Raw genomic sequence first — 26440 nt, 5'->3', positions numbered from 1 at the left:
GAATTGGGGTGCCGGACGGGTCAGGCAGTGACTTCGGCCAGGGCGGCCCGGCCGGCGGGGAGGGCCATGGCCTGTGCGGCGACCCGCGTCCCGAGGTGTTCGGCGGTGGCGATGTCGGCTTCGTGCACCGTCTTGATGACACCGTCCTGGGGGGTCTGGGCGGTCAGGAAGTTCAGGGTGTTGAGCTTGTCCCCGCTCTTGGAGGCGGAGTTGGTGAAGCCGGCGGCGATCTTGTCCGCCCAGGTGCCGTTGAGGTACCTGCCGCTACTGGCCTCGGCGAACGCGTGGAAACCCGCGGATACGCCGCCCATGTACGTCGGCGACCCGAAGACCACCGCGTCAGCCGTGTCCAGCTGGTGCCACTGCTCGTCGGTGATGGCGTCCACCGCGATGAGCGTCAGGTCGGCGCCGGCCTTCTCGGCACCGCGTTGGACCGCCTCGGCGAGGACGGCGGAGTGTCCGTATCCGGAGTGGAAGGCAACAACCACGCGCGGCTGGGTGACAACGACCTGGAACATCTGGGGCTCCTTGGCAAGTCGAATGAAGCAGGTTTCCGAGCGTGGTCTCTAAAGTAGACCACACCTCCATTGGTGTCTAAACATAGAAAGGAGCTTAGGTGCCCGGTGGAGTTCTTGGGTGTGGCGTTGGGCACGCTGCGGCGGGAGCGGCCGTGTGTGCGGGCCTCGGCGGGACCGGTCGCTGCTGCGGTTGCTGCGGTTGCTGCGTGACGTCTGACCGTGCCGTCCCGGCGTTCGGCGTGGGGGTGGGTGACCGCATTCCGGTAAGGGCGGGGCCTGCGCTTCCGTTGTGGTCCAGGCGGACCACAACGGCGTACCCTGGGGACATGGGAAGGAAGCGAGGCTTCGACGAGGCCGTTGTGCTGAATGTCGTACGCGACCGGTTCTGGATGACCGGATTTGTCGGCACGTCCACCTATGACCTCATGGAAGCGACCGGGCTGGGCAAGGGCAGCATCTACAAGGCGTTCGGCAACAAGCACGACCTGTACGTGCGTGTCTTCTCCGACTACTGCCAGGACCTCGTCGCCCAGGCCCGCGAGCAGCTGCAGGGCGGCCCGGAGGCGGTGCTCCCCTCGCCGGTGGCGCGACTCGAGCGCTACCTCGTCTCCCTCGCCAGCGCCTTCGCCGGTGAGTCGCCCCACCGCGGATGCTTCCTCAGCAAGGTCACCGCGGACCGCGCCGGGGAGGACGAGGAGGTGGCGCGGACGGCCCGCCGCGCGTTCGACGATCTCGCCGGCGTCCTCGCGGCCGCGATCCGCGACGCCCGGGACGCGGGGGAGGTGGCCGACCACGTCGACTCCTCGGCGTTGGGGTATCTGCTGCTGAGCGTCATCAGGGGCATCGATTCCATTGCCAAGGCCGATGTCGACGCGGCGACGCTTGAGCAGGTGGCGCGATCCGCCGTGGCCCTGATGCCGAGGGCGGACCCGCCCCGTGTGGAGGTCTGACCCCCGTCGAAGCGCCCGGCCGGCCGCTGCCTCCGTCCGCGTACACATCGGCTTTGGCCTGGAGGTTCTTCAGGACCGCAGCCCACGTGCCATCGATGTGCCAGCCCCGGAACATCGTGTACGCCGTCTGCCAGGGCCCGTACCGCTCGGGCACATCCCGCCATGGAAAGCCGGTTCGCGCACGCCATCAGATCCCGTCGAAGACCTGCCGCCGATCCCTTGGCGGTCGGCCCATCCGCGCTGTCGGCGACAACAGCGGCTACAGCGGCGCCCATTGATCATCCGTCAGATCTCCGCGGGCCACACCGAGTTCGTTTCACGGCTTTGATCGACGCCTTCAGCGGGCGGCGACCCGGGGCCGCCGCCCGCTGTCGTTCAGAGCGCAGTCCGCTCCACGGGGATCCACAGTTCCGCATCCGCCTGCGTGGCATCCTGCGACAGCCGGGTCCGCAGGATCTCGGGTCCCGGCCGGCTCCGGTATGGATTGGACGGGAACCACTGCGTGAACACGTCCCGCCAGAGGTACTGCAGCGCCTGCGGAAACGGCCCAGAGTTCTCGAAGACGGCCCACGTCCCGGCCGGCACGGTGAGCGCATCCATGTCCTCGGGCACGGCGGCACGGGTCACCACCCCGTGGTGGTAGTCGAGTTCGGTTCCCTCCGCCCGACTGGGGTCGAGGTTCACACTCACCCCTACGATCCCCTGTGGCTCCTGATCAGACAGACTCTGAATGCGCTGCAGCGTCTCCCGGCCGATGCCCCGGATGAAGTCGGCGATGGCAGAGTTCACCCCTTCGTGCACGAGGGGGACGTGCGCCTTCCTGCCGACCACACGGAACTCGTCCTTCTCCACGACCCGGTATCGCATACTGCTTCTCCCTTCGACGGTGAGGCGGAAGGACAACCGTGGCTGGGACTGCAGACTCGCACCGGACCGTCTGGCCTCGCCGGGGCCGACGCCGTGCATGACGCGGAACGCACGCGCGAACGCATCCCCCGACGTGTAGCCGTAACGCACCGCGATCTCCAACAGTGTCCGGTCCCCGGCCAGCACCTCAGCACCAGCGACCGTGAGCCGCCTGCGCCGGATGTACTCCGACAGCGGAATTCCCGCCAGCGCGGAGAACAGCCGCCGGAAGTGGTAGTCCGAAGTCACCACGATCCGCGCCAGGTCGGCCACCTCGATCCGCCGGTCAAGGTGGCACTCGATGTGCTCCATGGCCTGGTTCAGTCGCTCCAGCACCCCGGCCTCCTTCCCTTTCGATCACTCACGTTAGGAAGGATCCACCCTGCCGGACCCGACATCCTGTGCCCGATCCAGTCGGGTACGACAAGCGGCCACGATCCGCGCACATCACACTTGCATGAACCACTGCGGGTGACACTGGACGCTGCGATCACATCTCAAGCACGGCCCAGTCTTCCGAGTCAGGAATTCTGTTCGGATGTACAGGCCTGCTGTTTGGTACGGACGGGGCGGCCGAAGGCCGAGTTGACGCTGTCGGACGAGGAACGGGCCGTACTTGAGGGGTGGGTGCGGGGTCGTTCCACGCCGCATGTGGTGGGCCGTTGGCGGGTTCGGTTCGTGCAGTACCGGATCGCCGGTCCGGGTGACGTGCCATGTTCCGGTGGCCCCAGGACAGTGACGGACGAACAGGTCGCCGCGGTGGTCACCAAAACGCTGGAACCCACTCCGAAGAATGCAACGCACTGGCCGACGCGGCCGATGGCGAAAGAGACGGGCCTCTCACCGGCTCCCGAGCGACTCACGGCCATGTGCGTGCCGGCACCACCATGTTGTTCGCAGCCCTTGAGACCGCGACCGGCAAAGTGACCGGCTCTGTGCACCGCAGGCATCGGGCCGAGGAGTTCAAGAAGTTCCTGACCAAGCTCGACAAACAGGTACCTTCCGGCCCACCCCCGGTTCCACCTGCACTTCTTACCGACCGGCTCGTCCTGGCTGAACCTCGTCGGGCGATGGCTCGCCGAACTGACCGACCAGCAGATACGCGATACGCCAAGGCGTTCCTCGAACGCCTCGCCAGCCATCTGAACAGGATTCCTGACTCAGGAGACTAGTAGTAGGCCAACAGAATCCCGGAATGATCCCCAGCCCCCTGCCGCGCGACGACGCCACCTCTTCGGGTGCGGGCGTCATCAGCGTAGGGGCAGACACATGCCGTGTGGGGTGTGGGGTGTCAGTGGGCGGCGGCAGTGGTCTGCTGCGGGTCGGGGGTGGCGGTGAGCAGTCCGGCTGCCGGTGCGAGGGTCTGGTGGCGTCGGGTGAGGTGGCGGTCCAGCAGAGTGCTGCCCATGGCGGTTACTGCGAAGGCTGCGCCGATCCAGGCGGTGCCCGCCAGTCCGAGCCAGGTGTCGATGACGAGACCGGAGACTACGGGGGCAGCGGCGATGCCGATGTTGAAGGCGGCGATGTTCACCGCGCCGCCCAGCGTTCTGGTCTCGCCCAGGATGGAGAACACCCGGGCGTTGACCGCTGGGGTGACGGAGAATTCGGCCGCGCCCAGCAGTACCACGAGCGGGATCGCCGCCCATGCGCTGTCCGCGGTGACGGCGAGTACGGCCGCGACCACGGCGAAGGAACCCATGCCCGCGAGCAGGACGGTGAAGGGGGCGCGGTCGGCGTTGCGTCCTCCGATGGTCAGGCCGGCCAGCGCGCCGACTCCGTAGAGTCCCAGCACGAGGGGTATCAGGCCGTTGCTGATGCCGGTGACGTCCTCCAGGAGGGCGCCGAGGTAGGCGAAGATCGCGAAGTTGGCGGCTACGGACAGTGCGGTGGTGGCGTAGGCGACCCACAGCCGCGGCACCCTCAGCGAGCGCAGTTCCGTGCCCAGGCGCGGCTGTGCCGCCGTGGTGTCACGGCCGCCGGGCAGGACGACCAGCAGTACGACCGCGGAGAGCGCGGTGATCGTGGCCACGGCCCAGAAGGCAGCCTGCCATCCGGCGTGCTGGGCCAGCAGAGTGCCGGCCGGGACGCCGATGATGGTGGCTACGCTCAGCCCCGAGACGACCACCGATATGGCCCGGCCGCGCTTGGCGGCGTCCACGAGTGAGATGGCCGCGACCGAGGCCACAGCCCAGAACCCGGCGTACGCCATGGCCGACACCACCCGCATGACCAGCAGGAACGCGAAGTCCGGGACGAGCGCGGCGGCGACATGGGCGGCGATGAAGATGAGCTGGAAGCCGATCAGCGCGGCACGGCGCGGCATCTTCAGGGTGGCCGGGCCCAGCAGGGGTGCTCCGGTGAACATGCCGACGGCGAAGGCGGACACCAGCAGCCCGGCGGAGGAGAGAGGGACGTCGAGATCGTGGGCGACGGAGGGCAGCACCCCGGAGAGCATGAACTCCGAGGTGCCCTGAGCGAAGATGCCCAGCCCCAGGACATAGATGACGAACGGCATGATCCAGCTGCTCCGTAAGGTGGTAGAAGGACGAACCAGGCGGCTTCCGCTCCGCTCCCTGCGGTCACTGCACGCAGCTGAGGGCTCCGCTTCACGCCGTACAGCGCGGGTGAGGCGGCGCTGCCATCCCGGTTCACATCCAGCCTCGCGCCCTCCCGGCCGTTACAGACCTCCTTCGCGCGTCTTGCTGAACCTAGGTCCAGGCGGTCCACCTTCGCCGCCCCGTCAGGGCACTACGGCGGTAACACTGATTGCATGGATCAAAACGGCGAATCGGGTGATTTCCTGCCCGGTCACGCATCCGTCGGCGACCAGATTGTCCGCCCTGTCAGGCAATGCCTCGGCGAATAGCCGGCAGGGGTAAGTCCCGCTGTCTCTGGGCCCGAGGTCCACGGCCCGAACGGGCTCTCGATCACCTGGCGCCACTTCCACACCGTCACCCGTCTGCCGGACGGGCCACAAAAAGGAGATCACCAATGACTGAATTCGCGCCTATGCCTGATTTCGCTCAGGGCCCGGAAATCCCTGAGTCCGGTTATGTCGTCACCGACCTGGGCGGCGGTGTCCACGGCGTCACCCAGGGGATGATCAACACCGTGTTCCTGCTGACCAAGAAGGGCGTTGTCCTCGTGGACGCCCCTCCGGTCCTGGGTGACAAACTGCTGGCGGCCATCGAGGAGGTCACTCCGAAGCCGCTCACCCACCTCATCTACAGCCACGCGCACTCCGACCACATCGGGGCAGCTCACCTGCTGAACCGGGACGGCCTGAAGATCATCTCCCACGAGCTCACCGGCGAGTTCATCAAGGAGGCGCATGACGACAGGCGGCCCCTGCCCACCGAGACCTTCAGCGGGAGGCGCAAGGAGCTGGACATCGACGGAGTGAGGTTCGTCCTCGATTACACGGGGGACTGGCATCAGGCGGGCAATCTGTTCATCCACCTCCCGGAACAGCAGGCCATGGCGGCGATGGACAGCTTCACAGTCAAGAACGCGCCGTTCTTCCGCCTTGTCTTCTCCGCTCACGTACCCGCGTACTTCGAGGCCATGGACCAGTTGCTGGAGTACGACTTCGAGACCATCGCGACCGGTCACATGTCCCTGTACGGCACTCCCGAGGACGTACAGACGAATCGTGAGTACATTCGCGACCTGCGGACCTCTGCTGTCGAGGCGCTGCGGACGGTGGATCTGAAGGAGGCCGCGGCCGCTGCCAAGGTGCCGGCGAGCAATCGGCAGGGTGAGCTCAAGGTCTGGATGGACGCGGTCGTCGCTCGCGCGGCAGAGCTGATGCCGTCCTGGGAGAAGCGCCTCGGGGGGACCGACATCTTCCTCGCCGACAACCTCAACGCCGTCGCATGGAGCGTCTTCATCGACTGAAGGCCGGCTGTTCGGCATTGGGCCGGTCGTCCCATTGATTCCCCAGGCGAACCCGCACTGACCTGCGGACAGGCCGCCACAAGGGAGAGGCCGCCCGACAGCCGACCAGCACCAGGGCCGTGGCGGCCCGGACACTGATCGCGTGGGCGGCTCCGGCTCACCCGGGGCCCGGCGCTCACTGAACGTTCCCACTCGCGGTGCGAGTGGAGCGCGTGAGCGCCTCCGCGGACGTCATGGTGGTGGAGGCGGTGTCCGTCGGGCGGCCGGCCGGGTCGGTGCCCGGATGGTCGGAAGCGGTCCGCGCGGGCGTACAGCTCGTGTCAACGGACGCTGGACGAACGGCCGTTGGGCGGCCGACGGGTCGTGATCCTGCTCCGGGTACGGCGGTTCTTCTGCGGCCGGAGAAGCTGTTCTCGTAGGACGTTCGTGGAGCAGGCCGGCGGGCTGACCGAGCGGCACCGCCGGTCGAGCATGGGGCTGACGCGGGGTGGCTGCAGTCGGTCGCGGTGGAGCTGGGCAGCCGTCCGGCCGCGCGGCTGTGCCGGAGGTTACGGCTGGCCGCGGGCCGGACCCGGCTGCCCGGGCTGCTGACGGCACCGCCTGTGCCGGACCGGGCCCCGCGGATGGACGAGTTCACCTTCCATAGGGGCTGCACTTACGGCACTGTCCTGGTCGACGCCGAGGCCCGAACTGCCGATGCCGGAACTGCCCCGCACCCAGATCATCGAGTGGACCCGTCACCGCTACGAGGACATCCACCTCCTAATGATGTTGTCAAGCCGCAGCAGTGACGGGGAGGTTGCTTTGGTAGCACTGTCCGTCACGGATGAGAGCCCACAGGACGTTCACGCGTCGTCGGGCCAGGGCGAGGACGGCCTGGATGTGCCGCTTGCCTTCGGCGCGCTTGCGTTCGTAGAAACGACGCGACTGGTCGCAGCTGCGGATGCTGATCAGCGCGGAGGTGTAGAAGACGCGTTGCAGCCCGCGGTGATAGCGCCTGGGCCTGTGCAGGTTGCCACTGATGTTGCCCGAGTCCCGGGGGACCGGGGCAACTCCGGCAAGGCTGGCCAGGCGGTCAGCGGTGCCGTAGCGGCTCATGTCGCCGGCGGTGGCGGCGAGGAACTCTGCGCCCAACAGTGGGCCGATGCCGGGCATGCTGGAGATTACTTCGGCGAGTTCGTGGTCGCGAAACCGGGCCGCAATGAGCTTGTCGATCTCGGTGATCTGCTCGTTGAGGCTCATCACCTCCTTGGCCAGGGTATGGATCACCTGCGCCGTGATCTTCTCCCCGGGGACGGCGGTGTGCTGGCGCTCAGCCGCTTCCAGGGCGACCTCGGCCAGGGCTTCGGGACTGCGGGTGTTACGGTTCCGCAGCCAGGTCTCCAGGCGCCTGCGGCCGGTTCGACGCAGAGCGGCCGGCGTCTGATAGCCGGTCAGCAGAATCAGCGGCCCGGCGTTGCCCAGGTCGAGGACTCGCTCCAAGGCCGGGAAGATGCTGGTGAGTTGGCCGCGCAGGCGGTTGATCCGGCGGGTGCGGTCGGCGTTCAGGTCGGCCCGACGGCTGGTGAGGATCCGCAGTTCGATGGCGTGCTCGTCGTCCGGCTTCAGGACGGTCAGGTCTCGGCGCATCCGGGCCTGGTCGGCGATGACGGTGGCGTCCTTCGCGTCGGTCTTGCCTATGCCCCGGTAGCGGCCGAAGCCCGGTTAACCGCCAGGCCGGGTATGTAGACGAGGTGCTGGCCGTGGTTGAGCAAGAGGCTGATCCACAGTGCGGCCATGCCGTCGGCGACGTCGACCGCCCAGACCACGTCCTCGTCGAGGGCCAGCACATCGGCGAGCAGGGCCAGCAGCTCCGGCTCGTCGTTCAAGACCCGTCGCGACAGCAACCGTGCGCCCTCCACGTTGAGGACCACGCAGTGGTGATGGGTCTTGCCGATGTCCGTACCCGCCCAGATCTGGGCCACCTGTTCCTCCGGTCGTTCGATGACGCTCTGTTCTCCCGGACGACCTCGCCGGCGTGGTCCTACTCAGCGATCCGCTCGAAGGCGTTCGCAGCTCCTAATCAGCGGCCGAGTCGTCGTGAGACACCGGGCGGCCAGGTGGATGGAACCATCGAGGGCAACCGCTTGGAAGCCATACCTGGTGTCTCTGGGTCTCTGGACCTTACGACGGCCCGTCCAACCCACGAACAAGGTAGGACCGCTTGGTGAAGAAGGGCTCGACGATCAGCGCGATCGCCCGGCGACTGAACCTCGACCGCAAGACCGTGCGCCGCTTTCGCGACACCGCACTCGACCAGCTGCTCGTCTCCGCCCGCTGCCGCCGCACCAACGGGGTGCCGGAACCGTTCAAGGCGTACCTCAACGCTCGCTTCACCGGGGCAGAGTGCCAAGTCGGCGGCACATGCCTGTTCCTGGAGATCCAAGAGCGCGGCTACCGGGGCAGCCGCCAGGTCATCCGCAAGCACCATGCCGCCCTGCGAGCGGGCACCGCCGCGCCGGTCCGAGCCGACATCCCTGGCCCACGCGAGATCACCTCCTGGATCGTGCGGCCCCGCCAGACCCTGACGGAGAGCCAGGACCAGCGCCTCCTTCAGGTCCGGCTCGCCTGCCCGGACATCACCCGGGCCCGCGACCTCGCCCGAGCGTTCGCCGATCTCGCCCGTCACCGGCGCGGCTACCTCCTGCTGGAGTGGATCCGCCGGGCTGAACAGGATGCCCCGAAGCCGATGCGGGGCTTCGCCACCCAGCCATGACCTGGCCCAAAACCGTTTCGTCAGGCGCCACACTGCCGGGTACGTTCACCTTGTGTGCTACTACGCCGGGAAGCCCTACAAGCTGCATTACGCGTGCGTGCCCTGCCGCGTCGCGTTCAAGCGGCACCCCGGGCCCGGCGAGCACCGATGCCCCCGATGCTCAGAGCCAATGGCCTGTGCCGGCCACGACTTTGCGGCACCACGGCGCCGAGACACCAAGGCATGGACCGTCGTGGCCGCGGTGCTGGGTGCCGGACTGCGTTACGAGGGCCGTGAACTCTGCGGCTGCGGCAAGGAACCCAAGTTCCGTCCACGTACCCGAGCCCAGTTGCGAGCACGTCGAATCGCGGCAGCCCGGACAGGCACCTCTCTCGCCGACATGCTGGGACGCGCAGATTCACCGGCATCCGTATGACCTGACCGAGCAGTGCACAGGCGGCACATGGTCCGGTCCGCCACCTCATCCACAAGATCATTCACGCGGCTGCGGCCCGAGCCGTTTTCAAGAATCCCCGTCAACGTCAGGCTTTACGCCGCTCATGCGCGGGTCGGCTCCATCGGGGGTCCCTGCCGGTCAGGGCCAGTGCGCGGTCGAACAGGGGCGCGTGGGTCTCTTGCGGCACCTCGTCGGCGAGAAGGCCCAGGCCGCGCATGCGAGGTGCCTCGCGTGTGTATGTGTCGAACGCGGCCTCGGCCAAGGACGTGGGGATATTGATGGGCTGACCGGTGGCTACTGCCGTGTCCCATGCGTGGATGGTGAATTCGGCGATGAGGATCCTGCCGAGGGCGGTGGCGGCCATGGGCGGTCCGCCGAGGCTCGCCTCTCCTTCCCATGCCGCCGGGTCGGACCAGGCCTTTGCTGTCGGCGCCGCTTCGTCGGCCAGCAGTTGAGCCCAGTCGGACTCCGGCCGTCCGGCGAGGAAGGGCACTGGGTTGGCGGTCAGCAGGCTGGGGTCCGATGCCGTCCGGGTGCCCGAGTCCCTTGTCATGAGGAGCATCATGGCGATGTGGTTGACGAGATCCCTCACCGTGAAATCCGAACACGGGGTTGGATTCTGATACTGGTCCACTGGCGCGCCGTTGACGGCGTCCAAGACCAGATCGATGCTCTGTGCCAGCAGTTCCGCCCTAGTCGGTGACATCATGCGGTGGCCTTTCCTCTCGTGTTTCAGGTCGGGTGAACGGTCGTTCGGCCGTGTGTGGTTGGGTCAGGGGTACGGTCTGCGCAACCGGCTCCGGTCGCCTTGTTCGCCTTGTTCGCCTTGTTCGCCTTGTTCGTCATGTTCGTCATGTTCGTCATGTCGTCATGCTGATGGTGTGGGCACTTGCGAGCGTGAAGCGTCACACGCCGGCAATCGGTGTACTCGGTCGTGTCCGGGCCGTCGATCAGTACGACAGTTGTCGTGTGTCCGTACTCGGCGCTGTCGGCGAAAGCATGTCGGCCGCACGAGTGCTTGACAGAAGTCAGCCCGTACATGGGGTGACCAGGCAAGTCGAGGCGTCGCCTGGCGCGCGATCTGCGCTGTGAATCATCCGCCTGGACTATATGAAGCATATGTCCACCCGACCCCTTAACGCAAAAGTCTGGGCCATAGGGTGGCCGTGTGGATCCTCACTCTTCTTTGCGCCGACACACAGGTGGCCGTAGCTGTGATCGTCAGGTGTGCGCCTGTGTGCTCTTTGCGGTGAGGCCGACGATGCCGGCAAGGTGGCGCCACTGGGCGCGCGGCGGAGTCTCTCGTTCTTCTCCGGTGATGATCTGCAGGGCCAGGTGGTCGGCGCCGGCGGTGTGGAACTCGGCCAGACGGGTGCGGATCGCGTCGTCGGTGCCCCAGACGGCGAGTGCGTCGACCAGGCGGTCGCTGCCGCCGTCGGTTCGGTCGTCGGCGGTGAAGCCCAGGCGTTCGAGGTTGACGGCGTAGTTGGGAAGTTGGAGGTAGTAGTCGAGGAAACCACGTGCGATCTCGCGTGCTCTGGCGGGCTCACTCTCCAGGACCACGGTGACTTCGGGAGCCAGGAGCGGTCCGTCGCCCAGGAGGCTGCGGGCCTGCTCGATGTACTCAGGGGTGACCAGGTAGGGGTGGGCGCCGACGGCCCGGTCGCGGGCAAGGCACAGCATCTTCGGTCCGAGCGCCGCCAGGATCCGGCGCTGTGCCGGGACAGGCGGGGTGGCGGTGTCGAGGACATCGAGGTACTCCACCATCGTGGAGTAAGGCCGCTGGTAGTTCCGGGCCAGTTGTGCGTGGCTCGCGCCCAGGCCCAGGAGGAACCGGTCGGGGTGGGCACGCTCCAGCTCGGCCCACTGCCGGGCTACCGTGTGGGCGGTCTCGTACCAGATGTTGAGGATTCCGGTGGCCAGCAGGATGCGCTCGGTCGACTCGGTCAGATGCGCCGCGTGGCGCACACTGCTGCTGCCACCGAGCCAGACTGCGCCGAAACCGAGTTCCTCCAGTTCGGCCGCCGCGTCTCGCAACTGGTCTTGCTGCGTGGGGTCTTCGGAGCGCAGCTCGTGGCTGAAGATACCGTAGCGGCCTGCGGCGTGCTTCGGCGCTGTGGGGTGTGGGGTGTCCATCGTCTGCTCCTTGCGGGGAGGACCAGCTTTGCTCGTGCTTCGGTCCGATTCGTGTGCGAGTAACGCGTGTGCCGGTCGTGGGTGGGCGTGGACAGGGTGCTGGTGCGCCGCCTTGGGGGCGGGGGAGCGGCGGCGGGTAGTGAGGTATGCCCTCCGGTGAACGCGGTGAACGCGGTGAACGCGGTGAACGCGGTGAACGCGGTGAACGCGGTGAACGCGGTGGGCGGGCCGGCGGGGGCGTGGCGGGATGGCCGACAGCTACGGCTCCCATCGGGTCCCATCCGGACGGTAGGTCCAGTGCCTCGCGGACGGTGTCGCGGATGGCAACCACGAACATCTCCCGTTCGGCCGCTGCGCGGCGCGCAGCGGGGTGGGCGCGCGAGCCGTCCATGACCAAGGCAGGGCACGACCAGATACGGGGCATGTCGCGGTACGTCGCCGCGCCGGGTGCGTCGGGCGACACGGGTCTCGTCCCAGCTGTCCAGGCCGGCAAGGCAGCGCTGTCAGGAGGCGAGCATGGCATCAGGCAGCCGGCTTTGTGTCTGTGGCGATTCCACCAGGACGAAGCGCCAGGGAGCGGTGTGGTGGGGAGCGGGAGCGGGAGCGGTGAGGCTGCGGCGACAGTTCCGCGGATGGTTCCGGTGTCCACCGGCTGGTTGCTGAACTCGCGCACGGTGCGCCGCAGGGTCACCGCCGCACGGACCGCCTCGGAGGTACCCGGGCGGAACATGTCCTCATCGGCCGAACGGATGAGGGGACGGGTGCCTCCTCCGCCGCTGTCGGTGACCAAATGGGCCGGAGCCCGGATCACGGCGACGGGAGTGCCAGTGGCCCTGCCCTTGGCCAGGTCCGCGGCAGCGGTCGGCTCGTCGGCTGTCGCGGTCACCGTCAGCTCCGCCATGTTGCCGTGTCCGTCCACGCGGCCTCCGTGATCCTCGATCACCTGGATGCCGGCCGCGCCGATGGCCACATCGGTCGGTCCGTTGCGCCAGGGCCCGGACGACGTGTTGGGGGCGTCCACCCCGGCGGCAGTCATGACCAGCTCCTGCCGGTTCTCCACGATCCGGGCTGCTCCCCGGTGAGCGACGACCCGGACGGTTTCCGCGTCGATGGCCGCTTCACGGTCGGTGGCGTGCATCAGGCGCCCCTCGGCCTCGCCGATCACCTTCGAGGTCACCAGCAGCACGTCGCCGTCGGCCGGACTCACCCCGGTGGCCGGCAACAAGGAGGCAAGGTCGTCGCCCGCCGCCACTTCCGGCAGCCCGTCACCCCAGAAAACCTGGTAGGCGCTCATGCGCCGTGCCGTGCCCGGAAGGGGAGGATGCTTCTTTACCCGCCGGGGTGCTCCAGCTGGCGAGCAGCCGGAGCGTCTCCGCGGAGGCGGAGCCGGGTTCGGCGGTGTAGAGGCAGACGGTCTGGTCGGGATCGGCGGGAAGGGCCAGCGTCTCGTAGGAAAGCGTGAGCTCGCCGACCACGGGGTGATGGAGGCGCTGGGTGCCGTGGGCACACTGGTCCACGCGATGGTCGGCCCACCAGGTGTGAAACTCGGGCACCTTGATGGACAGCTCCCCGACCAGCTCGTTCAGCTGGGGGTCGTCGGGGTGGCGGCCGGCCGCCAGGCGCAGGCTGGCGACGAACGTCTCGGCGGCCTTCTCCCAGTCCATGTACAGATCGCGCGCGGCGGGGTGGAGCAGGACGAAGCGGGCGAGGTTGCGCTCGCGGTACGGCAGCGCGTCGAAGTTTGTGATCAGCGCCTGGGCGAGATGGTTGGCCGCCAGGATGTCGGTGCGGTGGTTGATGACGAGGGCCGGAGAGACGTTGTCCAGAACGTCCAGCATGCGGTGGACCGCCGGCCGCACTCGTGGCACGCGGGCCGGACGGCGCCGGCCCGGACCGGGTGTCTTGGGCCGGGCGAGCTCGAAGAGGTAGCCGCGTTCGATGTCGTCCAGGCGCAGAGCGCGAGCCACAGCCTCCAATACCGTCTCCGAGACGTGGGGGTGCCGACCCTGTTCGAGGCGGGCGTAGTAGTCCGTACTCACCCCGGCCAGATGTGCGACCTCCTCGCGGCGCAACCCCGGCACCCGGCGCGCGCCGCCACTGAAGTTCAGCCCCGCGTCCTCGGGGCGCAGACGGGCCCGTCGCGAGCGCAGGAAGTCACCCAGTTCGCCGTTCTGTTTCATGTATCCAGTGTTAGCACCGCAGCGTCCTGACGGGGCCGTGAAGGTGGACCGCCTGGACCTAGGTTCAGCAAGGCGCGCGAAGGGGGTCCGTAAGGGCCGGGAGGACGCAACGCCGACCGCGCCCCTTCACCGTTCTGCTCGCGGGCATGGGCTCCTTCGCCGTGGCCGCGGCCGTACTCGCGGCACCGGTTATGGACGGGACTCCGGGACTCCTGATTGCGGCAGGAGGTTCCGGGCGAGCACACTCAGCGCTTCGGAGACCTCCCTCAGCCGGTGCCGGTCATCGGATCCGAGTGCCCTGGCGAGAGCATCCTCGATACCGACGGCGCGGACCTGCGCCACGCGCTCGGACACCTCGGCGGCCTGACGCACCAGCACGCGGCGCCGGTCGACGGGATCCGGTGCCGTCTGCACCGACCCGGCTTCCTTGAGCCGGGCGATGGCCGAGGACACCTGACTCTGCGGAAGGCCGGTGCGGGCGGCGATCTCACCGACGGCGGTGTCGGGATGGACGGCGATGTCACTGGCCACGATCAGCACCAGCCGGGCACTGCCGGCATAGCGGCCGGCGCCGCCCGGAGGCTCCGGCAGGGCCTCCTCGCCGATCTTCATCAGGGCGCGTCCCAGCAGGAACAGCTCGACTCCGTTCACACCACCCAATATACATCGAACTGGATTCATCGAACTGGATTCAGCGAAGTAGATGCATCGAGATTGATACATCTAGTTCGATGGATTATGTTGGTCGAACGACGCGGCGGAAGGACCGCCGCACGTAAGGGGGACCACCATGCCCAAGACGACCGGCACGCTCACCGTTCCCGGCGCAGTCCTGCACTACCAGGTCCGCGGCACCGGCCCGCTGCTGCTCATCTCGCAGAGCGGAGAGGGCGACGCCGACCGCAGCACCGACCTCGTCGCCCACCTCACCGATTCCTACACCGTGGTCACCTACGACCGCCGCGGACTGTCCCGCAGCCGACTCGACGCCCCCGAACGAGGCGCGACACTGGCCGAGCATGGCGACGACGTCCACCGCCTGCTGGCCTCTCTCACCGATACCCCCGCCCTCATGCTCGGCTGCAGTCTCGGAGCCGTCATCGGTATGCACGCCGCCCTGCAGCACCCCGAGCAGATCCGCACCCTCATCGCCCACGAGCCCGTCGCCCCACGTCTGCTGCCCGACAACGAACGCGTCCGCCACGAGCACGAACTCGCCGCGCTTCAGGACCTCTACCTCCGGGAGGGCCTCGCCTCCGCACTCCCGGAGATCGCCAGGACCCTGGGCATCGACCCCGCAGCCACGGACACCGAACCCGATCTGACGCCCCAGCCGATGAACGCGCTGCGCACGGTCAACTTCGACTACTTCATCCGGCACGACTTCACCGCGGTCATCCACGACACTCTCGACATCGCCGCACTGAAGGGCGTCAGCACACACATCGTGCCCGCCGCCGGGCGCACCACTCCGCGGACCGTCTTCGACTACCAGTCCGCCACCGCCCTGGCCACACTGCTCGACCGAGAACTGCAGCAGCTGCCCGGCGGACACAACGGAAACACCAGTCACCCGCGGGCCTACGCAACACGCATCCGGGAAATCCTCAACGCCGCAGGATGACACCGAGCGGCTCGGCTCAACAACCTGCCGGAGGGCCGGGTGAGGCAGACTTCCACCACCCCGGCGGCCCCGGACCGGACTGCCCTCCGGGTCCACCTCACCTCGCCTTGTCTTCACGAATCATCTCCGAACCGGGGCCAGTTGGAGTCACCCCGGCGGAGCCCCCGCGTGCTCCGGCGGCATTGCTGGTTCGCATCGACATCACGTCACGGGTCCGACCACGGCAGGTCGGCGAGGCGCAGTGCCTCGGTTGCCGCTCGCGCACCCGACACTACGAGTTGAGCTCCTGGCACACGTCCAGGAGCAGTCACAGTCGCCACAGCGTGGCGAGTGCCTCCTGGAGGGTGAACGCGGTCTGCTGAAGGGTGAGGTCTGGCCGTCGCAGACCACGACCTCCACCACTGGCCGCGCCCACGCGCTTCTGAATGTCGGTGGGTTTCGATGTCACTCGGGTATGTGGCACGGGCAGTGGTAGATCGTTGGAGATCAGTCCCCGGCGTGAAGTGCGGGGGTGTCCGCATGCGTGCCTGGCAGTGGGAAGGGCCAGGAGTCTCCTTGACCTGAAGCGCGATTTGAGGGGCCGCGCGTTTTCCGGACAGCTGCCGTGCGCCTGAAATCTACGCTGCGAGCCGCATGTTGCGATGCTCGAGATATGCCTCACGTGGCGTCAAGTATCCGATTGCCGAGTGAAGTCGCATGCGATTGTACCAAAATTCAATGTACCTCGTGATGTCCTGTCGGGCTTCCTCCCGCGTGCTATACGTGATTCGACTCACCCGCTCGTTCTTCAGGGCCCCGAAAAAAGACTCAGCCATGGCGTTGTCGTAGCAGATTCCGGTCCGGCCGGCGGAGCGCCGGAGGTTGAGCTGGTCGAGAGTCTTGCCATACTCGGCGGACATGTAGTTGCTGCCTCGATCGGAGTGGAATATGGCCTTCTTGGCGAGCTTTCGGTTGCGCGCAGCGTTCTTGATGGCTCGGGATATGAGTGGCGTTTGGTAGTGGTCGTCCATGGCGTACCCGATGACTTCTTTTGTGCAGCAGTCGATGACGGTCGCCAGATAGAGCCAGCCTTCGCCGGTAGGGATATAGGTGATATCCCCGACCATCTTTTCTCCTGGCCGTTCTGCGGTGAAGTTGCGGCCGACCAAGTCGGGCACGGGGAACGGCATGTCGGCCTTGGTCAGGCTGAAACGCTTGGGCTTGGGCTGGCAGGGCACCAGGCCCAGCTCCCGCATGACCTGGCGGACGAGCTCCAGCCCGGCCTGCACGTCCCAGCGGCGCAGCTGCGCGTGCACGCGCCGGTAGCCGTAGGTGCTGTCGGAGTCCTCGAATATCTTCTCGATAATGACCTTGAGTTCTTCCCGACGGACAGCCGTGGCGGATTCCGGCCTGTTGCGCCATTCGTAGTAGCCGGAGCGGGAGACGTCGAGCTTGGTGCACATGAAATCTACAGGGAATGCGTACTCCGCTGTGTCGAGTCTCGTCTGATCGATGAACTCGAACTTGTCACTTATCGGTGATCCTTCGCGAAGTACGCTGCGGCTTTTTTCAGGAAACTGTTTTCCATCTCCAGCTCGCGGTTCCGCCGTTCAAGTTCCTTCAGGCGTGCGCGCTCATTTACGGTCAGTTCCGCATCAGCCGAAGGCTCCTGCTGCATCTGATGCTTCTTCACCCAGCCGCGAAGGGTTTCCGAATTGAGGCCGAGCTCCCGAGCAACCTCGGTGACGGTCTTACTCGACCTCAGCGCGACCTGGACGGCTTCCTCGCGGAACTCCGGTGAGTACTTGCTGGGTGGTGCCACAGTTACCTCGTTTCCTTTGAACAGAGATCCTATTGGGTCTCTGTCCGGAAACCTCGGGGCACCTCAATTGAGGTTCTAGCGTGTCCTCAAGTTGATCATCTGACGGCAGGAGAACGCGCTCATGATCCTCGTGACCGGAGCCACCGGAAACATAGGAAGTGCGCTGCTGAGGGAGTTACACGCATGCGGTGCGGGCCCGCTGAGAGGGCTCACCCGTGACGCCGTACGGGCCACGTTCCCTGAAACGGTCGAGGCCGTTGAGGGTGACTTCGCGGAGCCGGAGTCATTGAAGCCCGCTCTGGAGGGGGTGCGCTCGCTGTTCCTCGTGTCGCGTCTGGGTTCGGATGCCGACATCCTCAAGGCCGCCCGACTGGCGGGTGTGGAGCACGTGGTGCTGGTGTCGTCCATTACCGCCCAGACTCATTCGCACCTGGGCCCCGCCGGCGAGAACCTGGCGGTCGAGCGGCTGCTCAAGGGCAGCGGCATGGCCTGGACGATCCTGCGGCCGACGCAGTTCGCCTCGAACGCTCTGATGTGGGCGGCGTCGATCCGCGACCGTGAGGCGATCCGTGCGCCGTATGCGGACACCGGGCTGCCGACGATCCACCCCGCGGACGTCGCGTCGGTGGCGCGGGTGGCGCTGACCGAGCCCGGCCACCAGGGGCGGACGTATGCCCTGACCGGTCCAGAGCCGGTGACAGCCCGGCAGCAGGTCGAGGCCATCGCGGTGACACTCGGGCGGGATGTGTCCTTCATCGAGATCGGTCGGCAGGAGGCGCACGCTCAGATGGCCGCGGTCTTCGGGGACGAGGCAGCGGATGCGGTACTCGACGTCACGGGCGGAGACGTCAATGACGAGCTGCTGGTGGTGCGCGACACGGTTTCACGGGTCACCGGTTCCCCGGCCAGACCGTTCCAGCAGTGGGCTGCGGAGAATGCCGACATCTTCCGCTGAGACACCCGGCTCGTGAGAGCCGGGCGTCTGGTGGTGGTCGATCGCGGGGTCAGGGTGTGGCGGCCTGCTCGGGTCGTGCCCGGGGGGCCGGGCGACGCGGTAGGAGTCCGTGCCGGTTTCGGATGGCCGCGTCGAAGGTGAGCCGGTCGACGATGGCCGTGCAGAGCCGCGGATCCGTGAACGTCTTCGTCCATCCGCCGAAGCTCTCGTTGGAGGCGATGGCGACGCCGGCTCGTATCAGCAGATGGGACTTGCCTGTGCCCGAGTCGCCGATCAGACAGAGCGACTTTCCTTTCCCGCATTCCTCCGCCCCGTCCCGGGCGCAAACAATCTTTGGGGGTTGGCAACGGAACAGCTGGGATAAATCTTTGGGTATCTGACAGAACGGATCATCAATCCCTGGCGCCAACGGCTCCCGAATGATGGGAGCACGCTGTTTTCGAAGCGGGTCATGGCGCAGATCCGGTCGTCGGCGAGGGTGAGGACGTAGAGGCCGGTCCCGTGGCTGATGCCGTTGGGGACGCGCAGGTAGGCGCCGAACGCCGGCTGACCGTTGGCTCGTGTCGGGATGAGGTTCCCTCTCCGGCGCAGGGCCGGACTGGGCCAGGATGATGGGTAGCGGGAGGGAACCCGCAAGGCCCCGCCCCGTGGGGTCGGTTGACGCCCGTCGGGCACCATGCGAAGCCGGACGGCGCCACCGAGAACCCCGTGGCCGTGTTCACGCGTCGAGTGTCTTCTCCAGTGCGGCCAGACCCTCGGTGTAGATGCCGTGGAACAGGGTGATCGCTTCTTCTTCGCTTGTCCCTGCCGGTGTGAAGGTGCCCGACCACTCCACACGGCTCTGCCCGGCGGACACTTCGTGCACGGCGAGGGTGGAGCGGTAGCCGGTGACAGGGAACGGGGCCTGGACAATGGAGTAGCTGTACGTGCGCGCCTGGTCGTCGAATGCTTCGAGGCGTTCGACGATGACGCCGCCTTCCTCGTTCGTGAGGCTGCGGACGCGGCCGCCCTCGCTGAGCGTGCTCGCGGGAATGTAGGGCAGCCAGTCGGGCAGGGAGTCGAAGCCGCCTATGAGCTGCCAGACGCGCGCAGCGGGCACGGGGATGTCGATGGTTGCGGTCGTAGTTGCCATGGTTGTCTCCTGAACAGGTGAGGTAGAGGTCAGGCGCTGGGTACGGGGGCGTCCTGAGCGATCAGCCCCTGCGTGCGCAGAGCCGTCCAGAAGGCCGCCGGGACCCTCTCGCCGAGTGCGGTGGCGTCCTCTACGATGCGGCTCGGCCGGGAGGCGCCGGGGATGGCCGCGGCGACCGCGGGGTGAGCAAGGGAGAACTGCAACGCTGCCGCCTTGATGCCGACGCCGTGCTGCCCTGCGAGTGCCTTGATGCGCTCCACCTTGGTGATGACCGGGGCGGGGGCCTTCTGGTATTCGAAGTGCTGCCCGCCGGCCAGGATGCCGGAGCTGTACGGTCCGCCGACGACGATGTCGACGTTCTGGGCCTCCGCGGCCGGCAGCAGCCGCTGCAGGGCGCGCTCGTGGTCAAGCAGCGTGTAGCGGCCGGCGAGGAGGAACGCGTCCGGCTTCGGCTCGTCGAGGTCCAGCGTCAGCTCCAGGGGCTCGACCCGGTTGACCCCAAGGCCCCAGGCCCTGATGACGCCTTCGTCGCGCAGCTTCTGCAGCACCCGGAACGCGCCGGTGCGGGCGGTTTCGTATGCGGCGAGCCACTCGTCGCCGTAGAAGTCCTGCGCGACGTCGTGCACCCACACGATGTCGAGGCGGTCAGTCTTCAGTCGCTTGAGGCTGTCCTCGATGGAGCGCAGTGTGGCGTCGGCCGAGTAGTCGTTGACCATCTTGTTGGGGCGCCCGTGTTCGAACAGTCCGCCCTTCTCGCCCAGGTCGCGGGCGGAGGGGTCCTCGATCTCGTCGAGGATGACGCGGCCGACCTTCGTGCTCAGGACGAACTCGTCGCGGGGGTGGCCGGCCAGCGCTTCACCAAGCCGGATCTCGGACAGGCCCGCGCCGTAGAAGGGCGCGGTGTCGAAGTAGCGGATTCCGTTGTCCCAGGCGGCGTCCACGGTGGCCGCGGCCTCCTCGTCGGGTATGGCCCGGAACATGTTGCCCAGCGGTGCGGTGCCGAAGCCCAGGCGGCCGGGCAGGAAAGACTTGATCGACATGGTGCAGATCCTTGCTTTTATGAGAGATGTGACGGATAAGACGGACATCCGCTATATCTCGTTTGCGTGGCCCGTCGGCCTGACAGTTCGAGGCTAGGATCTAGACTTGAGACTGTCCAAGACTTACTTGGACACACTTGAGTCCTTAGAGGTCTGACATGCTTGACCTGCGGCAACTCCGCTACTTCGTCGCTGTCGCCGAGACCGAACACGTCGGTCGGGCCGCCGAGCGGCTGCACATCTCCCAGTCACCGCTCAGCCGGCAGATCGCGCAACTTGAGCAGAACCTGGGCCTCAAGCTGTTCGAACGTGGCCAACAAAGAATCCGGCTCACCCGGGACGGCCAGGTCTTCCTGGCCGAAGCGCGCGGGCTACTGCGGCATGCGGATCGTCTGGAGAACCTGGGCCGTCGGCTGGGCCGCGGAGAAGAGGGCGGCCTGTGTATCGGCTACGTCGCGGACGCCATGCACACCGGCATCCTGCCCGGCGCACTACGCGCTCTGCACAACGAACGCCCCGGCATCCACATCGCTCTGTACAACCTTCCGCCCACCGAGCAGTTTGAAGGCCTGCGGCAGCGCAGCCTCGACATCGCGCTCGTCCATGAACCTCCGACCGCGGGCGACCCCGACCTACTGGCCGCATCCCTGCTCGAGGACCCGCTGCTGCTCGCCCTGCCCGCAGGGCATCCACTCGCCAACCAGGAAAAAGTGACTCCCAGGGACCTCGACGGTCAGCCGTGGATCGCAGTCGAGAATGCCCAGGACCCCGCCTGGCGGGACACGTTCGTCGCCACCTGCACGGCGGCCGGCTTCACGCCCGACATCCGCCTCGACGCCGCCGAGCCACTGACCGCGCTCGGCCTGGTCGCCTCCGGGCTCGGACTCGCATTCGTGCAAAAAAGCATGGTCCGCGCCACCACTGAGGATGTCTCGGTGCGCGAGCTTCCCTGGCACGACACATGCGTCCAGCTGTGGGCCGTATGGCACCGAGTCGACCTGCGGCCCCTGGTGACATCGTTCCGCGCCACCATCCTGCGCACCAGCAGCACCGCCTAGCACCGGGATGCGAAGATCGGCAGGCTCCGTGCCGTGCCCGTCGTCTGCGGTGACAGTGCCCGTGGTTCGCGCCTCGGCCCGGATGCGTCTCGCATCATTGAACGTTGGAAGCCGCCGACCGGCCCGACGTCTTCGGCACCCTTCCCGCGCGCCCCGATCCGCGGGAGCGATCCGGTGACGAGAGGCACGGGAGTGACCGCGACACGGTGAGCGTCCTCTTCTGGCCCGGCGGGTCGGGCGGGCCAGGAATGGGGCCTGCCGACGGCGTGCCGCCGTGGTTTTGGATGCGCGGGCGTGTCCGACGCGAGAGCCTGGCGTCAGGTCAAAACGGGCCGTGCAGGCTGCCGAGCCTGTCGGTCAGACGCAGATTCTCGGAATAGTCGACGGGGCAGGCGATCACGGAGACCGTGTCGTCGTCGAGGGCGCGGCGCAGCGCGGGCAGCAGTTGGCCGGCGGACTCGATCGCATAGCCGCGTGCGCCGAAGCTCTCGGCGTAGGCGACCAGGTCCGGGTTGGTGAACCGGGTGTGGCTGTGGCGGCCGAGTTCGAGTTCCATCTTCCAGGTGATCAGGCCGTATTCCTCGTCGACCAGAACGAGGACGACCAGAGGGACGGACTCGCGGATGGCGGTCTCCAACTCCTGGGAGTTCATCAGGAACGAGCCGTCGCCCATCATCGCCAGAGCTCGTCGGTCCGGCCGGGCCAGCTTGGCGGCGATGGCGCCCGGCAGCGCGAACCCCATGGTGGACAGGCCGTTGGAGACCAGGCAGGTGTCCGGTTCGTAGGTCGGGTAGAGGCGGGACATCCACATTTTTCCGGCGCCGGTGTCGGCGAGCACGATGTCGTGGCGGTCCAGCGCGGTGCGGACATCGGACACCACGCGCTGTGGCACCAGGGGGAACGCGTCGTTGCCGCGTCCATACCGGAGTTCTTCATCGAGCAGTTCACGGATCCTCGCACTGCTTCCGGGCTCGTAGGTGAGCCCTTGGGGCAGTGCGGCCCCGAGTGCGTCCAGCCCCTCCGACAGGTCACCGACGATGCCCACTGAGACCGGGTAGTGGGCGTCGACCTCGGCGGGGAAACGATGCACGTGCACGATCCGCTTGTCGCCGCCCGGATTGATCCTGGCCGGGTCGAACTCCTGGATCTCGTATCCCACGCAGATCAGTACGTCGGCCGTGTCGAAGCCGAAGTTGCCGTAGTCGTGGCGCATGAAGCCGACCGCGCCGAGGGCATGGGGGTGGTCGTCGGGGAAGACGCCCTTGCCGTGGAACGTGGTCGCGACCGGGAGATTCAGCCGCTCGGCGAACCGCACCAGGGCGGCCGAGGCCCCGGCTCTGGCGGCACCGTGGCCCGCCAGCACCACGGGGTGCCGTGCCGCGGTGAGCACCTCGACCGCCCGCGCGATCTGGGAGGGGGACGGCGCACCGGCACGTACCGTGTCGATCTGCAGGGGCGCCAGCGGCTCGGCGGGACGCTCCGCTTCGATGTCCTCCGGCACGGCCAGGAACACGGCGCCGGGGCGCTCGCTCTGGGCGGTCTTGAACGCCTTGCGCGTCATCTCCGGCACCGCGTCCGGACACGCGATGCCGACCGCCCACTGCGTGACGGGAGCGAACATCGACACCAGGTCGATGACCTGGTGCGACTCCTTGTGTACGCGGCGCAGGGAGCCCTGGGCGGCCAGGGCCACCATCGGCGCGCTGTTGGTCGTGGCGTCCGCGGTGCCGAGCAGCAGATTGATCGCGCCGGGCCCCAGCGTGGCCGAACACACCCCGGCCCGGCCGGTCAGCCGCCCATAGATCTCCGCCATGAACGAGGCAGCCTGCTCGTGGCGCACCAGGATGTACCGGATCCCGGAATCGTTCAGGGCGTCGACGAAGCGGATGTTCTCCTCACCGGGAATCCCGAAGACGTACTCCACGCCCTCGGCCCGCAGACAACGCACCAACAGGTGTGCGACGTCCTCGGCCCCTGCCGTGTTCCGCGACCCGATCGCGCCTTCGGTGTCCATGAGACGAAACGTAGGCACCCCCGCCTGCCCCGGCCACTTATCAGCCGCCGACCAAAGGTGGCAGGTGGCGGGTGCCAACCTGAGCGCAAGCTCACGCACCGCAAGGTCGGCCTGGGCCATTCGGAGGCGTTGCAGTAGGCGGTCGGACCGCACGCTGGAGCCGGATAGGGACGCACAGCCGTGCATCATGCGGTGGCTGCGGCGCGCGAATCGGCCCACCCGTTCACCGGGAGTGCCGGTGCGACCTTCGCGCCGAGCCGACGGCGCCCGTGCGGAGCGCCGCGACGACTGCCAGAGCAGCCCCGGCAGAGAGCGCTGCCGCGAAGATGATCACTGCCGCGTCGATGGTGAGATTTCGATGATGAGATGGCGAAGCACGATGCTGAACAGGAAGGCGAGCGGACGAAGCCCGCCCTCACCCGCTATATGGCGGCCTGGGGTTGGCCTAGGGTGTGGTGGTCGCGGTGCGGTAGAAATCGGCCGCGGTGACGTTGGCGGGGACGCCGAGTTCGGCGGCGACCGCGGTGATCGCGGTGGCGCCGACGGTGAGGTCGGCTTGGCCGTTGGTGGTGAAATACGGTGCGATGAACCTCTCGTAGTGGGCGCGGGCTTCGTCCGCGGTGTGTCCGCCGAGGAATGTCTGCATGTGCCGCACCGTGGTGTCGGGGTCGTTGCGGATCACCTGCAGGGCGCGCCGGTGGGCTCGTAGGACGGCCTGGACCGCGGGGTCGTCCGGGTCAACGTAGGTGGGGTCGACGGCCAGGCCCACGGTGGGGATCCGGAAGTGGTCGCCGACCCAGGCCAGTACCTTCCAGCCGTGCTCGGCGGCTATTGCCTCCGGTGCCATGGTGCTGCCGACCAGGGCGGCGTCGATGCTGCCGTCGTGCAGCCGGCGCAGGTCCATGCCGTAGTCGCCGGGTGGGCGGACGATGGTGTGGATGTCGCGGTCCGGGTCGAGGCCGGCCTGGCGCAGCACGATCCGGGTGAAGCATCCGGGTGCGGTGTGGGGGGCATGTACCGCCAGCCGCTGGCCGGCCAGGTCGGCCAGGGAGGTCAGGCCGGGGCGGGCGAGGAACCAGAACAGCGGGCGGTGGGTGTTGACGTTGAGCGCGACCCAGGGGGTGCCATCGGTCAGTCGGGACAGCAGTGCCCGGCCGAGCCCGATGGTGGCGCTGCGGCGCAGTCGCTCCTCGTTCCAGGTGCAGCCGTCGCGCAGTGCGACGTGGACGCCCTCGTCGGCGTAGTAGTCCTGCTGGTCGGCGATGTAGGCGGTCAGTTCCTCGTGCAGGCCCCGCCCGACGTAGGCGAGATCGATGGTGTGCATGAATGTCTTCCTTGGTCGTGTCACCACCCTGCGCCCGTGCGTGCCGCGCGCAGGGCGCCGCGGTCCATGCTGCTGAGGTGACGGTGTGCCGGATGCGGTCCGGCCGTCGGCCGGATCAGGACGGTATGGTCCGTGTGCAGGGGACAGCGGGGTGTCAGTCCATGGACATTCCGCCGTTGACCGCGGCCGTGGTGCCGGTCATGAAGGCGTTGTCCTCACTGGCGTAGAAGGCGACCGCCTGGGCGACGTCGCCCGGGTGTGCCAGGCGGCCCAGGGGAGTGGCGGCCACCTGCCGCTGCTTGTGCGCATCGTCGAACACATCCGCCATGCGGGCCATGCGGGTGTCCTCCACCGGGCCGGGCGCGACGATGTTGACGGTGATGCCCTGCGGGCCCAGTTCCTGGGCGAGGTAGCGGGCGAACTGCTCCAGTGCGGCCTTGGACACGCCCAACGCGATCATGTTCTCCCGGGGCCGGCGGCTGAGGCCGGTACTGAGATAGATGATGCGTCCCCAGCCCTGTTCGGTCATGGCGGGCAGGACGGCTTTGGTGACCGCGAACGCCGCGTGCATCTCGGCGTCGAGCTTGCCGCCCAGTTCTTCCCACGTCATGTCCCGAAACGGCTTGACCGCATAGGGGATGAGCGCGTTGTGCACGAGCACGTCGATGCCGCCCCATGCCGCCCGGACCTGCTCGACCATGCTCCCGATCGCCGCTGCCTCGCGCACGTCGGCCTGCACGGCCATGGCCTGGCCGCCCGCGGCCTCGATGCCGGCCACGACCTCCTCGGCCGCCGTGCCGCTGCGGAGGTAGTTGACCACCACGCGCATTCCTCGCGCGGCCAGCAGGCGCGCGGTGGTCGCGCCGATTCCGCTGCTGGCCCCTGTCACCAATGCCACCCTGCCGGATGTCCCCGTCACGAGCCCACCTCCTGGTCGTCATCGCGGGCCGTCGGAATGACCGCCCGGGGTTGTTTGTCGTCGATACCGGGGTGCGCTGAGCGGATCGCCCCGTAGAGCACGGTGTCGACGGTCGCCCGCAGCAGATCGGCCGCGGTCCAGTCGAGTTCGAGTGGCAACTGCGAGGTGAGCAGCCGCTCCACCGCGCCGCGGGTGATCTCACTCAGCAGCTCGGGCGGTACCGACAGCAGTCCCTGCCGGTGGCCGTCCTGGAACAGCTCGTCGACCCGCCGGTAGACCACCATGTCCACGCGCTGCTCCACGAACTGGCGCAGCATCGCATCGCCTTGCCGCCCCGTCGCGAGCTGAGCCGCGCCGATCCGCCCGAGTTCCGTGCCCGCCGCGATCAGGAACCGCTGGACCCGCACACCGAACGGCTGCCCTTCTGCGTCCTCGGCCGCCGCCACCAGCGTGCGCTCCACCGCCGCGAACTGCCGATCCAGCACCGCGGCCAGCAGACTGCGCTTGTCCGGGAAATGACGGTAGATCGTCTTCTTGCTCATCCCGAGCTCACGAGCGAGATCGTCCATGCTCACCCGCGCGAAACCCGGCGCGAAGAACAGCCGGCCGGCCGCCTCCACGATCACGTCAGCACGCCGCCCGCCATCCTCGGAAACTTTTGAAACTGATTTAGTTTCCATAGTTCCCATGCTGGTTCCCTGCCCCTCCGCTGTCAAGGCACGCCGGGTGTGCGGAGCCGCGGGGCCGACTGCCGTGATCTTGGCCGGCGGCGAGGACCCGGACCGCGGGCGCAGG

The 26440-nt window shown here is 67.7% G+C and carries 20 protein-coding genes and 4 pseudogenes; 6 read left to right on the top strand and 18 right to left on the bottom strand.

Features of this window, described 5'->3' with window-relative positions:
* Window positions 1-20: 20 nt before the first annotated feature.
* Window positions 21-518: a flavodoxin family protein gene (locus RV986_RS01010; protein WP_475915553.1), complete on the bottom strand. Its 498-nt coding sequence runs from the start codon at window positions 516-518 to the stop codon at window positions 21-23.
* Window positions 519-844: 326 nt separating this feature from the next.
* On the opposite strand from RV986_RS01010, the gene RV986_RS01005 reads away from it, so the two are divergent.
* The gene (locus RV986_RS01005; RefSeq protein ID WP_475915552.1) at window positions 845-1468 is read left to right on the top strand and encodes a TetR/AcrR family transcriptional regulator; all 624 of its coding nucleotides are present in this window, start codon (window positions 845-847) and stop codon (window positions 1466-1468) included.
* Here the strand turns inward: RV986_RS01005 and RV986_RS01000 are convergent.
* From RV986_RS01000 to RV986_RS00990, 3 genes and pseudogenes are all read right to left on the bottom strand, one after another.
* Window positions 1353-1643: pseudogene (locus tag RV986_RS01000) on the bottom strand (transposase); the annotation flags it as partial. The gene RV986_RS01005 and the pseudogene RV986_RS01000 sit on opposite strands and share 116 nt — an antisense overlap.
* Window positions 1644-1843: 200 nt before the next feature.
* A complete protein-coding gene (locus tag RV986_RS00995; protein ID WP_475915551.1) occupies window positions 1844-2710 on the bottom strand; it encodes an AraC family transcriptional regulator in 867 nt (288 codons plus the stop codon).
* Window positions 2711-3665: 955 nt separating this feature from the next.
* On the bottom strand, window positions 3666-4889 hold the full coding sequence (locus RV986_RS00990; protein ID WP_475915550.1) for a Cmx/CmrA family chloramphenicol efflux MFS transporter: 1224 nt from the start codon (window positions 4887-4889) through the stop codon (window positions 3666-3668).
* Window positions 4890-5383: 494 nt separating this feature from the next.
* Here RV986_RS00990 and RV986_RS00985 point away from each other — a divergent pair, with 494 nt between their 5' ends.
* Window positions 5384-6271, top strand: a complete 888-nt coding sequence (locus tag RV986_RS00985) for an MBL fold metallo-hydrolase (RefSeq protein ID WP_475915549.1) — start codon at window positions 5384-5386, stop codon at window positions 6269-6271.
* 774 nt (window positions 6272-7045) lie between these two features.
* On the opposite strand, the pseudogene RV986_RS00980 reads toward RV986_RS00985, so the two are convergent.
* Window positions 7046-8235, bottom strand: a pseudogene (locus RV986_RS00980) (IS110 family RNA-guided transposase).
* Window positions 8236-8474: 239 nt separating this feature from the next.
* Here RV986_RS00980 and RV986_RS00975 point away from each other — a divergent pair.
* On the top strand, window positions 8475-9026 hold the full coding sequence (locus RV986_RS00975; RefSeq protein ID WP_475915548.1) for a hypothetical protein: 552 nt from the start codon (window positions 8475-8477) through the stop codon (window positions 9024-9026).
* Window positions 9027-9547: 521 nt separating this feature from the next.
* On the opposite strand, the gene RV986_RS00970 is transcribed toward RV986_RS00975, so the two are convergent.
* The 5 genes and pseudogenes from RV986_RS00970 to RV986_RS00950 form a co-directional block, all read right to left on the bottom strand.
* Window positions 9548-10168, bottom strand: a complete 621-nt coding sequence (locus RV986_RS00970) for a TIGR03086 family metal-binding protein (protein ID WP_475924146.1) — start codon at window positions 10166-10168, stop codon at window positions 9548-9550.
* A 515-nt stretch (window positions 10169-10683) separates the two neighbouring features.
* A complete protein-coding gene (locus RV986_RS00965; protein WP_475915547.1) occupies window positions 10684-11598 on the bottom strand; it encodes an LLM class F420-dependent oxidoreductase in 915 nt (304 codons plus the stop codon).
* Window positions 11599-11809: 211 nt separating this feature from the next.
* A pseudogene (locus RV986_RS00960) lies at window positions 11810-12892 on the bottom strand (coenzyme F420-0:L-glutamate ligase); the annotation flags it as partial.
* Entirely contained in the window at window positions 12864-13778 is a 915-nt protein-coding gene (locus RV986_RS00955) for a helix-turn-helix transcriptional regulator (protein ID WP_475915546.1), read from the bottom strand. The gene RV986_RS00955 and the pseudogene RV986_RS00960, both read right to left, overlap by 29 nt.
* A 189-nt stretch (window positions 13779-13967) precedes the next feature.
* Window positions 13968-14429 carry a MarR family winged helix-turn-helix transcriptional regulator gene (locus RV986_RS00950; protein WP_475915545.1) on the bottom strand — a complete coding sequence of 154 codons (462 nt, stop codon included), beginning with the start codon at window positions 14427-14429 and terminating at the stop codon, window positions 13968-13970.
* A gap of 139 nt (window positions 14430-14568) precedes the next feature.
* Between RV986_RS00950 and RV986_RS00945 the strand changes: the two genes are divergently transcribed.
* Entirely contained in the window at window positions 14569-15402 is an 834-nt protein-coding gene (locus RV986_RS00945) for an alpha/beta fold hydrolase (protein WP_475915544.1), read from the top strand.
* A 617-nt stretch (window positions 15403-16019) separates the two neighbouring features.
* Here RV986_RS00945 and RV986_RS00940 read toward each other — a convergent pair.
* Window positions 16020-17203, bottom strand: a protein-coding gene (locus tag RV986_RS00940) for an IS3 family transposase (protein ID WP_475915484.1) whose coding sequence is annotated in 2 segments (ribosomal slippage) — window positions 16020-16939 and window positions 16939-17203 — 1185 coding nt in all. Because the reading frame shifts where the segments join, the coding sequence is not laid out codon by codon here.
* 121 nt (window positions 17204-17324) lie between these two features.
* Here RV986_RS00940 and RV986_RS00935 point away from each other — a divergent pair.
* Window positions 17325-18158 (top strand): NAD(P)H-binding protein, encoded by an 834-nt coding sequence (locus RV986_RS00935; protein WP_475915543.1) that lies wholly within the window; start codon window positions 17325-17327, stop codon window positions 18156-18158.
* Window positions 18159-18207: 49 nt separating this feature from the next.
* Here RV986_RS00935 and RV986_RS00930 read toward each other — a convergent pair.
* The 3 genes and pseudogenes from RV986_RS00930 to RV986_RS00920 form a co-directional block, all read right to left on the bottom strand.
* Window positions 18208-18453 (bottom strand): annotated as a pseudogene (locus RV986_RS00930) (ATP-binding protein); the annotation flags it as partial.
* A gap of 423 nt (window positions 18454-18876) precedes the next feature.
* Window positions 18877-19290 (bottom strand): SRPBCC family protein, encoded by a 414-nt coding sequence (locus RV986_RS00925; protein WP_475915542.1) that lies wholly within the window; start codon window positions 19288-19290, stop codon window positions 18877-18879.
* A 29-nt stretch (window positions 19291-19319) separates the two neighbouring features.
* Window positions 19320-20330 (bottom strand): aldo/keto reductase, encoded by a 1011-nt coding sequence (locus tag RV986_RS00920; protein ID WP_475915541.1) that lies wholly within the window; start codon window positions 20328-20330, stop codon window positions 19320-19322.
* Window positions 20331-20488: 158 nt separating this feature from the next.
* Here RV986_RS00920 and RV986_RS00915 point away from each other — a divergent pair, with 158 nt between their 5' ends.
* Window positions 20489-21388 carry a LysR substrate-binding domain-containing protein gene (locus RV986_RS00915; protein WP_475915540.1) on the top strand — a complete coding sequence of 300 codons (900 nt, stop codon included), beginning with the start codon at window positions 20489-20491 and terminating at the stop codon, window positions 21386-21388.
* Between the two features lie 322 nt (window positions 21389-21710).
* Here RV986_RS00915 and RV986_RS00910 read toward each other — a convergent pair whose 3' ends face one another.
* The 4 genes from RV986_RS00910 to RV986_RS00895 form a co-directional block, all read right to left on the bottom strand.
* Window positions 21711-23402 carry an acetolactate synthase large subunit gene (locus tag RV986_RS00910; protein WP_475915539.1) on the bottom strand — a complete coding sequence of 564 codons (1692 nt, stop codon included), beginning with the start codon at window positions 23400-23402 and terminating at the stop codon, window positions 21711-21713.
* 445 nt (window positions 23403-23847) lie between these two features.
* Window positions 23848-24726 carry an ABC transporter substrate-binding protein gene (locus RV986_RS00905; RefSeq protein WP_475915538.1) on the bottom strand — a complete coding sequence of 293 codons (879 nt, stop codon included), beginning with the start codon at window positions 24724-24726 and terminating at the stop codon, window positions 23848-23850.
* A 154-nt stretch (window positions 24727-24880) separates the two neighbouring features.
* Window positions 24881-25645, bottom strand: coding sequence for an SDR family NAD(P)-dependent oxidoreductase (locus tag RV986_RS00900; protein ID WP_475915537.1), 765 nt, complete (start codon window positions 25643-25645; stop codon window positions 24881-24883).
* Complete coding sequence (locus RV986_RS00895; protein WP_475915536.1) at window positions 25642-26334, bottom strand: TetR/AcrR family transcriptional regulator; 693 nt, start codon at window positions 26332-26334, stop codon at window positions 25642-25644. The genes RV986_RS00900 and RV986_RS00895 overlap by 4 nt, the downstream gene beginning before the upstream one ends.
* Window positions 26335-26440: the final 106 nt, after the last annotated feature.

The sequence above is a fragment of the Streptomyces sp. RLA012 genome, from assembly GCF_056270325.1.
The sequence above is the reverse complement of the archived record's forward strand: the minus strand, read 5'-3'. Positions and strand labels throughout refer to the sequence as shown.

Bases quoted from the DNA above. Each gene is read 5' to 3' on its own strand.
- RV986_RS00945 (WP_475915544.1), top strand. From the start codon at position 14,569: ATGCCCAAGACGACCGGCACGCTCACCGTTCCCGGCGCAGTCCTGCAC.
- RV986_RS00935 (WP_475915543.1), top strand. From the start codon at position 17,325: ATGATCCTCGTGACCGGAGCCACCGGAAACATAGGAAGTGCGCTGCTG.
- RV986_RS00910 (WP_475915539.1), bottom strand. From the start codon at position 23,402: ATGGACACCGAAGGCGCGATCGGGTCGCGGAACACGGCAGGGGCCGAG.
- RV986_RS00985 (WP_475915549.1), top strand. From the start codon at position 5,384: ATGCCTGATTTCGCTCAGGGCCCGGAAATCCCTGAGTCCGGTTATGTC.
- RV986_RS00970 (WP_475924146.1), bottom strand. From the start codon at position 10,168: ATGTCACCGACTAGGGCGGAACTGCTGGCACAGAGCATCGATCTGGTC.
- RV986_RS00925 (WP_475915542.1), bottom strand. From the start codon at position 19,290: ATGGCAACTACGACCGCAACCATCGACATCCCCGTGCCCGCTGCGCGC.
- RV986_RS00965 (WP_475915547.1), bottom strand. From the start codon at position 11,598: ATGGACACCCCACACCCCACAGCGCCGAAGCACGCCGCAGGCCGCTAC.
- RV986_RS00895 (WP_475915536.1), bottom strand. From the start codon at position 26,334: ATGGGAACTATGGAAACTAAATCAGTTTCAAAAGTTTCCGAGGATGGC.
- RV986_RS01005 (WP_475915552.1), top strand. From the start codon at position 845: ATGGGAAGGAAGCGAGGCTTCGACGAGGCCGTTGTGCTGAATGTCGTA.
- RV986_RS01010 (WP_475915553.1), bottom strand. From the start codon at position 518: ATGTTCCAGGTCGTTGTCACCCAGCCGCGCGTGGTTGTTGCCTTCCAC.
- RV986_RS00915 (WP_475915540.1), top strand. From the start codon at position 20,489: ATGCTTGACCTGCGGCAACTCCGCTACTTCGTCGCTGTCGCCGAGACC.
- RV986_RS00955 (WP_475915546.1), bottom strand. From the start codon at position 13,778: ATGAAACAGAACGGCGAACTGGGTGACTTCCTGCGCTCGCGACGGGCC.
- RV986_RS00920 (WP_475915541.1), bottom strand. From the start codon at position 20,330: ATGTCGATCAAGTCTTTCCTGCCCGGCCGCCTGGGCTTCGGCACCGCA.
- RV986_RS00990 (WP_475915550.1), bottom strand. From the start codon at position 4,889: ATGCCGTTCGTCATCTATGTCCTGGGGCTGGGCATCTTCGCTCAGGGC.
- RV986_RS00905 (WP_475915538.1), bottom strand. From the start codon at position 24,726: ATGCACACCATCGATCTCGCCTACGTCGGGCGGGGCCTGCACGAGGAA.